The organism is Leptospira neocaledonica (assembly GCF_002812205.1).
GTDB lineage: Bacteria > Spirochaetota > Leptospiria > Leptospirales > Leptospiraceae > Leptospira_B > Leptospira_B neocaledonica.
On sequence record NZ_NPEA01000002.1, the window covers coordinates 350,179 to 366,061 of the forward strand.

Genomic DNA, 15,883 nt, shown 5'->3' on the forward strand with positions numbered 1-15,883 from the left:
TGTGATACATCTCCCTACAATTTTCAGGCGGAGAGAATCTCATATTCGGATAGATTGATCTTTCTGGTCTTATAAGAATATTCGTAAGTGTGGCCAGGCCAATTATTCGTGTTCTTACCGGAAGAATTGATATACCAGTTATTACACCCGGTATCCCAAACGAATTTATCGAATTTTTTATTTAAAGATGCATTATAATTTTGCATGCTACGAACTTTGGGGATCAATGCTTTAATCCCTTTTTTATTCATTTCATTTAAAGCAGAAATGATATAACGAACTTGGGATTCTATCATATATACGATAGAATTGTGAGCTAGGTTTGTGTTCGGTCCGTATAAAATATAGAAGTTCGGAAAACCTGCAACAGTCACACCTAAATAAGCCTCTGCACCATTTTTCCAAACTTCATTCAGATCCTGGTTGTTTGTTCCTTTTACTTTCATAGGAGAAAGAAACTCAGTGGCCTTAAATCCAGTTCCGAAAACGATCGTATCAAATTTTTGGAGACCTTCTTTGGTTATGATTCCGTCCGAATTTGCTTCCTGGATAGATTCAGAAAGAACTTTTGTATTCGGTTTTGCTAATGCTTCGTAATAATCGTTAGAAAGAAGGATACGTTTACATCCTGCTGGATAATCTGGGGTTAAAATTTTGCGTAATTCCGGATCCTTGACGAACTTTTTCATATGAGAAAGACTCATCCATTTTACGATCTGATTTGCATGATTGTTCTTTTGGAATGCGATCATTCTGATTTCGTTCCAAATATAGATCTGGAATCTATGCAATAGCCTAAGCCCGGGAAGATACTTAAATAAGAACTTTTCAAAACCCCAATATTTGCGGTCCGGTTTAGGAACCACCCAAGGCGCAGTTCTTTGAAAGACTGTCACTTCTGCTCCTTGGTTTACGATCTGAGGAATAAATTGGATGGCACTCGCACCTGTTCCGATCGCAGCTACCTTCTTCCCTGAAAAATTATAAGAAGGATCCCAATTCGCAGAATGGAATATTCTACCTTTAAAACTCTCTAAACCTTTGATCGAAGGAAGAGCAGGGCGATTTAATTGTCCTACTGCTGAAATAAAAACATCATGGTCTAAGGTTTCATTTTGAGAAGTTTTGATCTTCCAGACTCTGGAAGAATCGTCCCAATCGGCTGATTGTATCTCGATACCAAATCGAATATGAGGAAGTACCCCGTATTTTTCGGCACAATGTTTTAAGTAGGAAAGTATTTCAGGCTGGGCGGAATATTTTCTAGGCCAATTTGCATTCGGCTCGAAAGAAAAAGAATAAAGATGAGAAGGAACATCGCATGCCGCTCCCGGATAAGTGTTTTCTCTCCAAGTTCCTCCTACAGAATTTGATTTTTCATAAATTACGAAATTATGAAATCCGTTTTTCTTGAGTTGTATTGCGGCACATAAGCCGCCGAAACCCGTACCAACAATCGCAATAGAGATTGATTTTTCTTTTTTGTTTTGTGATCGCATGGTCTGCAAACTCCGGATAAATGTTATGAACAAATGTTCACAATATTGGATCATTTAGATTTCGACTTATGCGCATCATTGAAAGGAAAATCATTCTAGCAAGTCGATTTTTAGGACTATAATTGTATCGAACCTTGTTAAATATCAATCATAGGTTTATTTTTGAGGAGAAGGAAGAAAGATACGGATCATCGCCTCCTTAGAATTGAGAAACTCCAATGTCAAAGAACCGTGGAAAATTCTCAAAAGTGCACTATGTATTTTTAGTCCTTGGCCGGAAGAACCTATCGATGTATGGTCTTTTCCTATTTCATTTTTGATCTGGATAGATAATCCGTTTTCATATTGAATATGAATCAGGATCTCAGATCGAACTTCTCCGGAATATTTTACTGCATTACGTAAGGATTCTCTGAATGCGTAATATAAAACTTCCTGCACTTCGGGAGGGTAGTTTTCCGTTTGAAAATTTGTAATTGGATCTATTTCCCAAATTAAATTAAAATCTTTTGCCTCTACAGCCTGTAGTTTTTGTAGCATCGGAATTAATCCGATCCTGGAAATTTCCAAGCCGGTATCGGACATTTCTCTCAATAAGGAAGATATTCTTTTATGAAGACTCGTAAGAGAATTTGCATATTCTAAATTAAGACTCCCTGATTTGTCGTTGGAAATTTCTAAAATAAGAGAATGGATCTCCGGAAGTATTTCATCGTGAAGGATCTGCCTGGTTTTTTGGTCGGAAAGTCTTTGTTCTTGTATCTTCTTTCTTTGAAGTTCTTCTAGAATATTTCCGGTTTCTTCTAAAAATAAAGAATGTACGAGCCAGGTGCCCGTGATTCTTGCGATCTCGATCTCTTCTTCTGCAAATAATCCTCCGTTTTCTTTTTGGCCCAAGATTAAATAGGCATTTCCGGAAAGAACACTCTCTATTTTTACTCGGATTACAAAACCTGAGAACTGATCCTTGTCTAAGTATTGAATATTGGAATTTTCCGAATTGAAATCTACTTTAGAAAAATCAAATGTTCCTTGCGAAGTGTCTTCAGGATAATAAATATTCGTATCGGAAATATAGGGGATTTTTCCTTGGAAAATGAGAGCGGCCTTGGTTGACTCTAACACATCTTTGCATAAATATCCGAAAGAAAGTTTTACAGAACCGGAAGATAAGATCTTTTTTAACACTTTATTTTGCTTCGAACTTACTTGTTTGTTCTTTCGTATCGTAAAAAAACGAGAGAGAAAAAAGGAATAGGAAAATACGACAAATATCTCGGCTCTTGGATATCCAAGTTTCGCGAAAACAAAATAGGATAAAAAAAGTGCAAAAGAAATATAAACGGAATTTTTCCATTCTTGTTTTAAACTGATCTTAGGTAGGATTCTTCCCGTAAGTATTTCATAAGAAGTTAAGGCCCAGCCCAAAACCAAAATAGAAATACAAATCAACCCTTGGATACAAATTACGAATCCATAAAAGTATTCGGGCTCTTTTTCCGCTTTTAAGATCAAATTTTCTATAATCCCAAATTCTTCTCCGACGAATAAAACGGAAACTATCAAAACCACTCCTAATAGAGAAAATCCGATTAGTTTTAAGAAAGGGACCGCTTTTTGTCTTCCCAACTCCGAAAGACTATTGTCTGAAATTTTGAATAGAAATAAGCCAAGTAATGAAAGAGAAACACAGGAGAAAATATAAATTAAATAAGCTGATTTGAATGAAAAAGGTACAAATTTCCAATATTCAAATAAACTGATATTCCAAGTTTTGCCCGGGTTATAGATGAGCAAAATTGAGATAGCGATCAGTTGGCAAAAGGAGAGAATATAAAATAAGAAAAGAAAAATTCCTTTTTTTCTTAAAAACCCGAAAAACCAAACGATTACAACGAACCATCCAAATGGGATGAGTATCAGTAAGACCAGTCCTGGAAAAAAATATAAGATAGGATAAGAGGATACTACTAAGAATCCATTCTGGCCTAAAATTGCAGAAAAAGAGAATAATAAAGATGAAACAACTAAGGTAAAAATACTAAAATACGCCGCCGCATTTTTCTTTTCTAGATTTGTTCCGGTGGTCGAACCTAACCAAAACAAATTTGTGGAAAGAAAAATGAAAACGGAACAGATTAAGATTTCAAGATCTGTCGTCAATATTAGGCATCCATGGAATCCTTTCTCCCGAAGAATTCCTGTAAAAAATTTTTTCGTCTTCTTCCCATTCTAAAAAACGATTGGATAATACTATGAGTGCAGCTCTCGTACGGGCAACTTTTTCGTCGGAGTTTGTTTCGTTTAATCCCCAGGCAGAGTAGATCTGACCGTTGATCCTACTGATCGTTCTCTTATCTTTAAACCCGAAATGTTGTGCGATCTGTTCGTTACTAAATCCTTTTGCCAACATTTCTGCTACGGATCTTTCGTTTGGTTCTAATACTGCGAGAGGAGAGTTTTCGTCCTTCTCTCTTACTTCGGTGACTCTTGATTCGATTTCAGGATCTATAAAACTTTTTCCGTCATACGCCAATCGAATGAGTGGAACTACCATCTGAGGAAGAAGATAATTTGATTTTCGAACATATGCATAATGACTTAAAATTCCGGAACTTCTAAAAGTCCTGAAGTATTCATCGCTATCTTGAATAGAATAGATGACTACCGGTTTACGCGGGAATTCCTTTCGGATTGAAATAATGGTTTCTATTCCGTTTAATTTTCCTGCAAGTCTTACATCTAAAAGAAGAACGTCGGTGTCTCCTTCTAAACAATAACGAATCGCTTCTTCTCCTGAGTCGCAATCGAATACCGATTTTATTTTTCCGGATTCTTCTAAGCCGGAGACCATCGCTTTTCTGAGTTTCAGATTGTCTTCCGCGACCAATATTTTGAGAGGCTCGGCTTTCATGTGTTCTCGGAATTTTAGGATAAATAGAACCAGGAGGTCAAGCACTTGAGTGCTTATAGATCTGCACCCGGAAGGTGGGTTTGTTTTTGAAAATTCGATACTCTCTGATTCATGAAACGAATTTTAGAATTTTTTTTGGCTTTGATTGCGCTTGTAGTATTTTCTCCGGTTTACCTTGGGATCTGTCTGTTGTTCTCAGTTTTCGAGCATGGTCCGATTTTCTTCCTACAAGAAAGGGTAGGGGTAGGAAAGAAGATATTCTGGATCTGGAAATTCAGAACCTTAAAAAATGGAACTCCAACTTTTATAGGTTCTTTTTTGAGAAGTACGGGCTTAGACGAGCTTCCTCAGATCTGGAATATTTTGAAGGGAGATATGAGTATCGTAGGCCCTCGTCCTTTGACTGGACAAGATATTTTACGATTGGGTTGGGAAGGAGAAGGTTTGGCTCGAAGATGGTCCGTTCGTCCGGGAATCACGGGACTTTCGCAACTATATTCAGGCAGAGGATCCAAATATTCTCTTTGTTTCGATCTTTCTTATCTAAAAAGAGGGAGTTTTATCTTAGATCTTAAAATCGTACTTTTAACTTTGGTGATGAATCTTTTCGGAAAGAAAGGAATTAGAAATTTATTATGGACTCGCCTTGAAAAAAGAGATCGAGGATTTTATTGGGGAAATTGGGCCAAACATTTTAGAAAGAATGCGGATCGTCCTTATCCTGTTGTACAAGAGCAGGTCATCGGATTTATTCCTCAAAAACGACTTCCGGTTGCTAAATCTCTGGCGATCTTCCAGTTGGGAGAAGCCGGAGAAGGTCGGATCGCAAAAGATATAGATCATATAAATATTTATGGAGTGGATTCGAATTATCGACAGGCACTTAAACTTTTTGTAAAAGAAGAAGGTAGACATGCGCGTATCTTAGGGGACTGCATCCGTGCATTAAGGGGAGAACTGATCCAGAGTAATTGGACAGAAAAACTTTTTCATTTTGGCAGAAGGCTCGTAGGAACCAGGCTCAAACTGATGGTGTTATTGGTCGCAGAAGTAATCGGGATCTGCTTTTACAAAAAAATCGCAGAGAAAATCCCATTCGGTTCCGTAAAAAATGCCTTACTCCATATCGCAGAAGATGAAGAAAAACATCTGATCTTTCATAGTACGTTTTTTAGTATCCGACTCAAAAATCCAATCACTCGGTTTCTTTTCAAGGTCATATGGAGATTTCTTTCTTTCGCTGCTTGTATTTCGGTTTTAATAGACCATCGCAAAACATTCAAAGCTTTGGAGATTCCTATTAGAGACTGTTATTTTCAGTTTATGAATATTTCCCGAACTACGGAGAGAAAGATCCTCCGAACTTTTTTCGTTTGAGGAATTTCTTTTATGCATATGGTTTTAGTGTTTAGAAAGAAAATTTTCGGATACGGATTTGAATGCGAAGAGAGGAAATTTGCTTACGAATTAGATCGAACCCGAGTCCGTCTGGATCGGTATTTGCTAGAAAATCATATTCCAAAAAGATTCTTTGCAGAGAAATACGAAAGTTTTGGAAAAGTTCTTAAAGGATTTATTGGTTTTTTTGAGGAAGCACCTTCTGATTTTCCTGAAAAATTGGAAGAAGCAGAGATCGAAACAGGGAAGTATTTGAAATTTGGAAATTCTTTTACAGTTAATAGAGTCGATAAGAGTAATACGTCGTTTTGTGTTGACAAAAGAATTCACGCTTACTTGGAAGAAAACAATATCAGAACCGATTGGATGAGATTTTCTTCCGGGAGAAATTCCTATCTTAGGATAATTAATTAGATAATTATAATATATTTTGGATTAGTGCCGCGCAACGGATCGTAGCGGAAATCCCGCGTAGCGGATTGGAGCGTAGAGCCGGGTGCTCGCCGAAGCGGCGAGCATGCGCCCTTATTCTTAATTCCAGCTAAAAGAGCCGGATTTATCGAATTTGAATAAGACAGGACCTGTTCCGATTTCGGGGGCTTCGGTGGTTGCCTTGCCGCTGAGTCGGAATGCGGCGGATCTTTTGGAGACTGCGTTTGCGATTCCTTGGGTGACCGTTCCGAGTGGGAAGGAGGTGCGAACACTTAGAATGGATTCTTGTCCTTGGTTTTCGATCCGGACAGGCTGGCCTGTTAGGAATTTTTCTTTTTCGAGCGTGAGCTCAAATTCAAATTCAGAAAATTGTAATCTAGATGTGGCTCTGTTTTTCAATACGATTTGGAATTCGGTGTCTACTTTTAAATCGAGCGCCGATAATCCTGCGGCGACTGCTGATCCAGGGGATTTTTTCTGAGGGCCGAGCAATGTGTCTAAGAATGTCGTGGCTTTTTTGGCTAGATCTTCCGTGCCTGCGGAACTTAAGATGGTAGAAGGGTCCGGCTTGATAATTTTGAAATTTCGGATCTCTATGTCAGGAAGAACAGCGGGGATTTTTCTTTCTTCTTCGAATGGAAAGTCGAGTGACGCAGCACCTGCGATAGATCTGTATTTTTCAGGGATAGGAAGTGACACGACTCCTTGCACTTTGACTACTAAGTCGATCTTTCCCGGAACTTTTTTATAAAGTGCAGCGAGATCATCGTAGGCGAATGTTAGATCTACAGGAACCGGTTTGGTGGAATTTCCATTAACGGTAGGTATTTTGGTTTTTGCCTTCGTGAATTGTTGCCCTTCGATCAGGATATTAATTTCTAAATTGGTTGCGGGCAACGCGATCGGATATGGATTTTTTACTTTTGAATCCACTCTAAGTTTGATTTCGGATAGATTGATCTCTGCAATCGAAACTTTTTCCAAGACGAAGGAAGGTTTGTCCAGGTCTTCGATCTTTTCTTTTACTTTTTTTAAATCAACTTTTTGTAATTGAGCACAACCGAATAGAAGGTTTGCTGCAAGAGTAATTCCGATATAGGCATATAAGGAAGTTTTTTGGATCATAAACTCCTCCGTGAAAGTGGAGTCTTTATTTAGGATTTATTGATTATTGGGAACTAAGTTTTGGATATTTGGAAATAAAAAATGAAATTTTGAGATCAGCAGAATGGTTTGTTGCAAGTAAAATTTAATTGGATGGCGATGTTGGAATTCCAACATCGCGGAAGGTCAGAAATCGTTTAAAATTGGCACTGAGAATTCGGCGGATAGCTAGGATTCTTAGTGTAACATTGAGTGTTTTGTGTCGAAGGGTCTATCAAGGATAATAGTTTTAAAATGCCTACAGGATAACTCGCATTTTGAATATATCCGTTGCTCCAATCGATTTTGTAATTTCCATAGTTATCAGAAGGTATTATGGTCCCTTTCAAAGTTGTGTATGCTCCGGTCCCGCCTTGTTGCGTGCAAGATCGGATCGTGTTCGATTGGATTTCTAACCAAGCAGTGGCATTCGGCCCGCCGTCAGCGCAACTAAATACTAATACCCATTTTCCATCCAAATTTATCCGCGAATCTTTTAGATCTTCGGTTTTCTCTTTACAACCGGCGAACATCAATATTACAAAGAGTACTGTTAATATTCCTAAACGTTTCATTTGTTGCTACTTTTCCTTTGTTTTTCGTTTGATTTATAGAAAAACAAAGCTACAAATTTAGCAAAACCGAAGAGAAGTCAATAAATAATTAATTATTAGAATATTAAAAAATAGTATTATTTAATATTCAGCAAATTTGAATTTATGAAATAAAAAAGGGCCGTTAGGCCCTCTTTTACCGCTATTTTTTCTTTTTCGAACCGGTCCCTTTCTTAGGTTTGGACTCCACTTCCTGGGCCCATTCGCTCAAGGAAGATTGATTATGATTCGTTGATACAGCAGCGCTTCCCGAATGAGCAGCACCTTCACTATGGATCGTAGCGGTCATATCAGGGCGGAACTTACCTTCTATCCATTCTCTGAACTTATCGATACCACCGAAGATAGAAGGAACCACAATCAATGTAACTAACGTGGAGAGGATCAAACCTCCGATGATTGCGATACCCATTGCAGTTCTGGATTTTGCGGCTTCTCCGAGACCCAATGCGATCGGAACAGTTCCCATGATCATCGCGATGGATGTCATTAAGATAGGACGTAATCTCACAAGTCCTGCTTCGAAGATTGCTTCGTCTCTGGTGATTCCTCTTTCTCTCACAGCTTGCATCGCATAGTCTACGAGTAAGATCGAGTTTTTGGCCACGAGTCCCATGAGAAGGATGAGTCCGATCATAGAGAATATATTTAACATTTCTCCCGTTAAGAACAGAGCGAAGAATGCTCCGGAAATTGCAGGAGGGATCGCAAATAAGATCGTGATCGGAGTGATGAAAGATTCATAAAGAGAAGCAAGAACCAAGTATATGAATACCAAAGCAAGACCGAAGGCTACGATGATATTCAGGAATAGCTCTTTTAAATCTTCCGACTGACCTTGGAAATTAAAACGAACTCCCGGCGGAGGAGGGATTTCCTTAGTCAGGATCTTAGTAGCTTCTTCCATTGCGGTACCGATCGCACCACCTGGTGCTAGGTTTGCGTTGACCACTACGGCTCTTGCCCTATCGATACGGTTAATTCGAGAAGGTCCTAAGTTTTCTTTACCAGTACTGATTGCTGCCAAAGGGATCAATTTGTTCGCGATATTTGGAACCTTGGTTTGGGTATATGCCGCTCTCAAGTTCCTTTGATCGTGCGTAAGCCTCATGCGGACTTCGTATTCGATTCCCTTATCGTAAAACTTACTGACCTGGTCTCCGGCGATCTGGTATCTTAATTCTGAACCTGCGACCCCTGGAAGAACACCTACCAATTGCATTTTAGAATTATCTAAAACAATTTGATATTCCGGTTTACCACCTCTAAAGTCAGAGTCTATATCCGCGAGGTCTTTGATACCTTTCAATCTTTCTATTACTTTTTTAGAATATGCTTCTACTTCTTCCAAGTTGTTCCCTTTAAGAACTAATTGGAACGGATACTGCACTCCGCCACCTACTGCGGAATAATCCGAGACTGCAGGCCTTGCATAATCAAAAGCCTTTAACATAGTACGGATCTCTTCTTTGACTGTGGTAGTGTCCCTGGACCTTTTTTTGGAAGAAACAAGTGCGATTGCTAACACAGCAGTGTTCGGTTCTCCGCCATCCGGTTTACCGATGGTGATTGCGATCTTATCCATCTCCGGGAATTTTTGGAGTTCGGCTAAAACTTTATCCGAAACGTCTTTAGTTCCCTGCAAACTAGTGCCCGGAGGAAGGTCCAAGGTTACCATAAATTCACCTTGGTCATTCGCAGGTAAGAATGTCTTTTTCACAAAAGCACAACTCACGAAGGAAAGAATAAAAATTAGGAAAGTAAGAAGGATGATCTTTCCTGGATGCGCCAATGCGTAATGCATTGTGATCTTATAAATTTTTTCGAGCCAAGTTTGGAAACGATCGAAAGCTTCCACCGCAGCATTCTTCTTATCGTGGGTGAGTTTTCCTGCAAAGTAAGCGGACAACATTGGAGCCACAAAAAGACCGTCGAAAAGGGAGATGATCATGGCAAAGACTACAGTCAATCCGAACTGTTTGAAGAACTGGCCGACAATTCCTGATAAAAACCCTACCGGGAAGAATACCGCGATCACCGTTAAGGAAGTTCCGATAACTGCAAGAGCCACTTCCATGGTTCCTTTTTCAGCGGCTTCCATTACGGTCGCACCTTCTTCCAATTTTCGGAAGATGTTTTCCCGGACCACAATCGCATCGTCGACCAAAAGACCTACTGCGAGAGATAAGGCCAACAGCGTCATAACGTTGATCGTGAATCCCATCACCCACATGATGATGAATGCTCCTAACAAAGAGTTAGGCAATGCAAGACCGGTGATGATAGTAGATCTTAAGTTTCCTAAGAAGAAATAAACGGTGATAACCGCAAGAAGGATCCCTAAAACGATGGCTTCCGTAACATCTTCTACGTTATATCGGATCCATCTGGAACCGTCGCGGATCAATCTGATCTTAGGTTTTCCTTCTAAAGGTTGGATATCCGCATTTAACTTATCTATTCTTTTTAAGACCTCGTCTGCAACGGATACTGTGTTTGCTCCGGATTGTTTGTATACGTCGATGAATAATGCAGGTTTAAGTTCCTTCTCTACGACAGCACCTTTATTGCCGCCGAAAAGTCTTTTGATCCGTTTAGGGACCTGAGTTACCCAAATGATAGGATGAGTTAAAAGGCCTACATCCTCTTCTTCCACCTCGTCACTTTTGGAAGCCCAAAGATATCCTAATGTTTCTTCGTCTTCCGTTCCGTCTCGTACAGTTCCTAATTGTTTAATGAGTACAGAATTACCAACATCTCCTCCGAAGGAAACGATCGTATTTTCGATTTGAGAAAGACTTTCATATCTACCTAATGTTCTATAAGAAGTTTCTTTTGCACCGGAATCAAATTTACCAACCGGAACGTTTAAGCCTGCGGTTTTTAATCGGTTAGCGATCACTACCATCGGCATTTGATAAGAAACTAATTTATTTCTATCTAATTCGATTTGGATCTCTCTTCTGGTGCCTCCGACTAATTTAACGGAACCAACGCCGGCAATCTGTTCCAACTTCGCCTTAACGGTTTCTTTGGCTAAATCATACATTTTTGCCTGATTTAAATCTGCAAACACTGCCAAACGAATGATCGGTTGGTCTGCAGGGTCGAAACGAACTACTTTAGGTTCTTTGATACCGTCAGGAAGTTTGGGACGAACCGATGCAGTCTTATCCCGAAATTGTTGTTCTGCATATTTGATGTCTGTAGAAAGAGTGAATTCACCTAAAACTACGGAAACACCTTCCTGGTTACGAGAAGTGATCTTTTTCAAACCTGCAATGGAAGAAAGTTCTTCTTCCAAAGGTTTAGAGATTAATTCCTCGATCTCTTCCGGACCCGCTCCCGGATAGATCGTAGTTACGGTCACCACCGGGATATTTACATCCGGAAAAAGATCCACTCCCATCTTGCTTAGGGAGAAGATACCAGTGATCAACATAAGGATTACAAGACTGGTAATAAATATGGGACGTTTAATAGAGAGGAGCGCGATATTCAAGTTGCCTCCGGAGTGTCCTAACGTTTCGAAAATCGAATGAAGGATCTGCTCAGAGGTCCATTGCGATCTATTCCTGAATTTTCGAAAACAAATTCGCGGACCGCGGTTCGGAAATTTCAAAAGAAAGGTTTTGGGATCGTACTAAGTGTTTGAGCTTAAGATTAAGGAGACAAAATTAGAAACGAACATCAGATGAAATTTCTCGAATGATTCTAAACTTCCCTAGACGAGAGTCGGGTGGATGGCCGACTCAGCTTCGCTGACCGGGCTGCTTCGGGTTCGCTCACGCTCATCCTTTCAGGACGCTTCGCGCCCTATGCATCCCTGTCGGGTTTGTTAAACGAAAATTATTAGTAAATTCTACGAATTGCCTGAGAGATCCTTTGCACATTATCCTTCGTCAAGTTAGGATAAATCGGAATGCAATGACCTCTTTGGTACAGCCTTTCTCCGTTCGGGAAATCCGAATTGGAAAGTTCTAAAATATGATGGATCGGTTCTGCAACTGTTCTACGAGTCCCAATTTGTAAAGAACGGAAGTATCTTTCTACCTGCTCGTAATTACCTGGAGCTATGATTACGAAACGGTTGAAAGTTTCCGAATTCGGATCGTTAAAATGAGAACCTACTTGTGACCCTTGGATAGATTGCAGATAAACTTGAGCGATCTTTCTTTTTCTTTCTAAGATCACACCAAGATTGGATAATTGTTCGATGCCTAAAGCCGCTTGGTAATCGATCATATCATAATCCAATCTAGGCTGGCCTTCTTTACGTGGATAAGGATCTTTGCCATCTTTTCTGGCTCTGATCTTTTTCGCTATGGAATCATCATCCGTACAGATCAAAGCGCCATTTCCGGTAGTGATCAGATATTCAATAGAAAGACCACAAATGGAAATTTTTCCCTGTTTACCGGGAGTGAAGGTTTCGGTTCTCGCACCTACAGTTTCCGAAAAATCTTCGATTACAGGACGGTTTTTGAAATCATATTTGGAGAAGTCCGCCAAAGATCCGAAAGTATGATCTAGAACCACTGCTTTTACGGATTCGTCTTCCAGAGCGGAAGCCAATCTTTCCGGACAAATATGGAAAGAATGTTTTCCCATATCCACAACCAAAGGTTGTGCTTGCATTAAGAAAATTGCATCTAGAGCGGCAAGAGGAGCGAATGTGGAGATAGCGATCTTATCTCCAGGTTGGATCTCCAATGCCAATAAAGATAGGTGATACGCAGCAGTTAAACTGTTTGCGGAAATTACCTGTTTGGTTCTGAAAGTAGAGGAGAAGGCCTTCTCAAATTTATGGGTCACAGAACCGGAAGCGAGATGGTCTTCTACCAACGCCTCTAAAACGGTTTTCAGATCTTCCCGAGAAAGAGTGGGTTTATGGAATTCGATATCGGTCTTTTTCCGGCTTGGTTTCTCTAAAACTTCGGTTTCCGCGCTCATCTTCCCTTCTCAGGTTCCAGTAATTTTATTATGTCGCATTGTAACCCATGTACTTGGCTCGTAAAGATCTTTTTCAAAATCTCCGGAGCTGGCTATCCCACGGATTGCAAATGCAAATAAATAGAATACCAGCGGAAATGTCTAGACGTTTTCGTACAAGAAAAAAAAGAGACCCTCAATCTCCGAAAATTTTCCTGCGGAGCCCGATCCAGATTTCAGGCAAATAAGCCCCAATAATGATCAAAGCCAGACCTGTATAGGTCCATGTATTAAATAAAGCGTATTCACTGCCACGAAGAGTGGCAACATTGATGATAGATGTCCACCATCCGAGTAAAATAAGAATAAGACCTACAAAATTCGGAAGAAGAAACCCGATAATTTTACCCATACATACCTCTCTAAAATGTCCGGATGACTCATATAATTAAAGTCTGAGGAAGTTTGTTCCTACATCAAAACGAGAGAATTATCGAGATTGGATCATACTCTTCAAGTTGTTTTTTGGGACTTTCTCCGAATTCAAAAACAGGACGGAGATTTTTCCTTGCCCCAAGACTTTACGAAAACTAGAATTTAGAAACGAGCCATGAAAGAAGAACTAGACAAAGATATAGATCAGGAAATCGAGCCTAGGGAGATGAATCCCACAGAATACAGGCTTCTCACATTATTATTCAATTTTTTCAGATTTCCGGAAGGGATAACTCTTAGCTCCTTGAGAAAGATCATGGAGGGATTTTACGATAACGAAAACAGAGACTCGGACAGAAGGAAATTATCCAGAGATATAGAAGAGTTAGGCGCCCTAGGATTTTATATCAAATATTATCCTCAAAAGAATGGGAAAGATTTCGTATACGTACTCGTAAAAGATCCACTTTCAAAAACTCTGGAATTCACTGAAGAAGAGCTGAGAGAAATTTCCGCACTATTATTAAAAGGATATTCAGAAGCACCAAAATACGAACTCTATACCGCCGCTCGAAAAATATTCGCAGGAGATCTGGAATACTTTCCTGAAATGATCGAAAACCCCGAGGAAAATTCAGAAGAGTTGGGAGAAACCGCATTTCAAATATTAGAAGCACTCAAAAATCACACTCCGATCCGGATCAAATATTATAAAACTTTTCCGGAAGATTCTTATCTGAAAGAGGCGGATCCGATCCGATTGATCCGAAAAGGGGGCCAGGATCATTATTTGCTCGCGTACGACAGGGAAGAAAAAGTTAAAAAAAGATTCCTTCTTCCAAAGATCTTATCCGTGGAACTCCTACAAGGAGATCCACTCTACCAGGCAAGAGGCGCCAAAAAAGAAACAGAAGAGGATCTGATTGTACATGCCGGATTATTTCCCGTCCACGAATCCAAAAATGTGGAGTGGATCTGCAAAGAAGAAGGTCTTGTAAAAGCAAAACTATTCCTGACAGGAATCAAATATGCCGAAGAGAAAAATAAACTCAGTTTTCAATCCACCAATCTGGAAGGATTATTGCCATTCTTATGGAGATGGCCGGATGCGATCGAAACAGTTCTTCCTGAAGAATTGAACTCGGTCTTTCGAAACTCGGTAAAACAGATCTCGGAACTCTACGAAAAAGTATAAAAAACTATCACATGAAACTTAAGAACATTCTATTCTCTTTATTTTCCCTACAAATCCTACTCACACTCGTGATGAAATACTTCTCCTACCAAGGAGATCTATCTCCGGAGCTACATGAAAGAATTCTAAAGTATTTTTCCCAAGAAGATATAAATTCAGGGATAGATTACGAAAGAAGAGGATTTTTTGTCTCCATTATAGGTTCCCTACTCGATTTTGCTTTGGCAGGAGCATTTGTATTTACTCCTATTTCAGTAAAGTTAGAGGAATACTTCGGTAAAAAAACGGGAAATAGATTTTATCTTACAGTAATTCTATTCTTTGTTTCTTTTTATGTTTTAGAATTTATCATTTCTTTACCATTCAGTTATTATTTCGGCTATGTGATAGAACACGAATTCCAATTCTCCAATATGAACGTAACTGATTGGATCTTATTTAAGGCAAAATCCTTCGGACTAGGATTTATATTTGGCGGACTAGTTGTTCTTGTAGTAGCATTCGTATTCAAAAATCTTCCACGTGCTTGGAAATATATACTTCCGATTTTATCCTTGGGTTTTGGACTTCTCATGTCTGTATTGTACCCAATCATCATCACGCCTATCTTTTACGATTACGGCCCCATCCAAGAAGGAAGTTTAAAAACAAAAATATTAGCACTGAGTCAAAAAGCGAATATCCAAGTAGAGAATATTTACGTAATCAACGAGAGCAAATATTCAGGCCACACGAACGCGTACTTCACAGGTTGGGGAGAAAGTAAAAAGATCTTCTTGTACGATACGCTTATCCAAAATCATACGGAAGAAGAAGTGGTAAGCGTGCTCGGACATGAAATAGGTCACTGGGTCCATAATCACCAGATGATAGAGATAGCACTCAGCACCTTGGAAACCTTCTTATTGTGTTTCTTATTAGGATACGTATTTCAAAGAGTAAAAGAAGAAGGTCAAATCCCTTTAAAAGAATTTTATTCTCCTTCTACCTTGCCGTTTTTGTTTTTGATATTATCTCTTGTGGGAACAGTGCTCGGGCCTTTCTCGGCAACACTTTCCAGAGTTCTGGAAACCCAAGCAGATAGAGAAGCACTCGTGTTAACCAACGACAAAAAATCATTCATTAGCACAGAGATCAAATTGGCAAAAGACAATAAATCCAGATTGAATCCTCATAAACTGGAAGTCATTTTTGAACATTCGCATCCTACAACTTTAGAAAGGATCGAGTTCGCAGAAGGCTGGAAATAGATTTAAAATTTCTATTTTGATATAAAAATAGTTGTGTAGATCTTAATTTACAGTAATCATTATTCCGTTAA

The 15,883-nt window shown here is 39.4% G+C and carries 11 protein-coding genes; 3 read left to right on the plus strand and 8 right to left on the minus strand.

Translation table 11 applies throughout. The annotated features are described in order from the left end of the window. Window positions 1-23 precede the first annotated feature (23 nt). From CH365_RS04045 to CH365_RS04055, 3 genes are all read right to left on the minus strand, one after another. A complete protein-coding gene (locus CH365_RS04045; RefSeq protein WP_100767319.1) occupies window positions 24-1,499 on the minus strand; it encodes a flavin-containing monooxygenase in 1,476 nt (491 codons plus the stop codon). Window positions 1,500-1,655: 156 nt separating this feature from the next. Beyond that, window positions 1,656-3,662 (minus strand): sensor histidine kinase, encoded by a 2,007-nt coding sequence (locus CH365_RS04050; RefSeq protein WP_100767320.1) that lies wholly within the window; start codon window positions 3,660-3,662, stop codon window positions 1,656-1,658. Continuing rightward, on the minus strand, window positions 3,646-4,413 hold the full coding sequence (locus CH365_RS04055; RefSeq protein WP_100767321.1) for a response regulator transcription factor: 768 nt from the start codon (window positions 4,411-4,413) through the stop codon (window positions 3,646-3,648). Before CH365_RS04055 ends, CH365_RS04050 begins: the two co-directional genes overlap by 17 nt. A 111-nt stretch (window positions 4,414-4,524) precedes the next feature. Between CH365_RS04055 and CH365_RS04060 the strand changes: the two genes are divergently transcribed. Then, window positions 4,525-5,790: a sugar transferase gene (locus tag CH365_RS04060; RefSeq protein ID WP_100767322.1), complete on the plus strand. Its 1,266-nt coding sequence runs from the start codon at window positions 4,525-4,527 to the stop codon at window positions 5,788-5,790. Between the two features lie 552 nt (window positions 5,791-6,342). Here CH365_RS04060 and CH365_RS04070 read toward each other — a convergent pair. The 5 genes from CH365_RS04070 to CH365_RS04090 all read right to left on the minus strand — a co-directional run bounded on the left by CH365_RS04070 (window position 6,343) and on the right by CH365_RS04090 (window position 13,344). Then, complete coding sequence (locus tag CH365_RS04070) at window positions 6,343-7,368, minus strand: LEA type 2 family protein (protein WP_100767324.1); 1,026 nt, start codon at window positions 7,366-7,368, stop codon at window positions 6,343-6,345. Between the two features lie 176 nt (window positions 7,369-7,544). Then, on the minus strand, window positions 7,545-7,961 hold the full coding sequence (locus CH365_RS04075) for a hypothetical protein (protein WP_125226290.1): 417 nt from the start codon (window positions 7,959-7,961) through the stop codon (window positions 7,545-7,547). A 181-nt stretch (window positions 7,962-8,142) separates the two neighbouring features. Beyond that, complete coding sequence (locus CH365_RS04080; RefSeq protein WP_100767326.1) at window positions 8,143-11,502, minus strand: efflux RND transporter permease subunit; 3,360 nt, start codon at window positions 11,500-11,502, stop codon at window positions 8,143-8,145. A gap of 350 nt (window positions 11,503-11,852) precedes the next feature. Beyond that, entirely contained in the window at window positions 11,853-12,953 is a 1,101-nt protein-coding gene (locus CH365_RS04085) for a DegT/DnrJ/EryC1/StrS family aminotransferase (protein ID WP_100767327.1), read from the minus strand. Window positions 12,954-13,128: 175 nt separating this feature from the next. Continuing rightward, complete coding sequence (locus CH365_RS04090) at window positions 13,129-13,344, minus strand: hypothetical protein (RefSeq protein WP_100767328.1); 216 nt, start codon at window positions 13,342-13,344, stop codon at window positions 13,129-13,131. Window positions 13,345-13,542: 198 nt separating this feature from the next. On the opposite strand from CH365_RS04090, the gene CH365_RS04095 reads away from it, so the two are divergent. Together CH365_RS04095 and CH365_RS04100 are read left to right on the plus strand one after the other, a co-directional pair. After that, window positions 13,543-14,562, plus strand: a complete 1,020-nt coding sequence (locus CH365_RS04095; protein WP_100767329.1) for a helix-turn-helix transcriptional regulator — start codon at window positions 13,543-13,545, stop codon at window positions 14,560-14,562. An 11-nt stretch (window positions 14,563-14,573) separates the two neighbouring features. Continuing rightward, on the plus strand, window positions 14,574-15,812 hold the full coding sequence (locus CH365_RS04100; protein ID WP_100767330.1) for a M48 family metallopeptidase: 1,239 nt from the start codon (window positions 14,574-14,576) through the stop codon (window positions 15,810-15,812). Window positions 15,813-15,883: the final 71 nt, after the last annotated feature.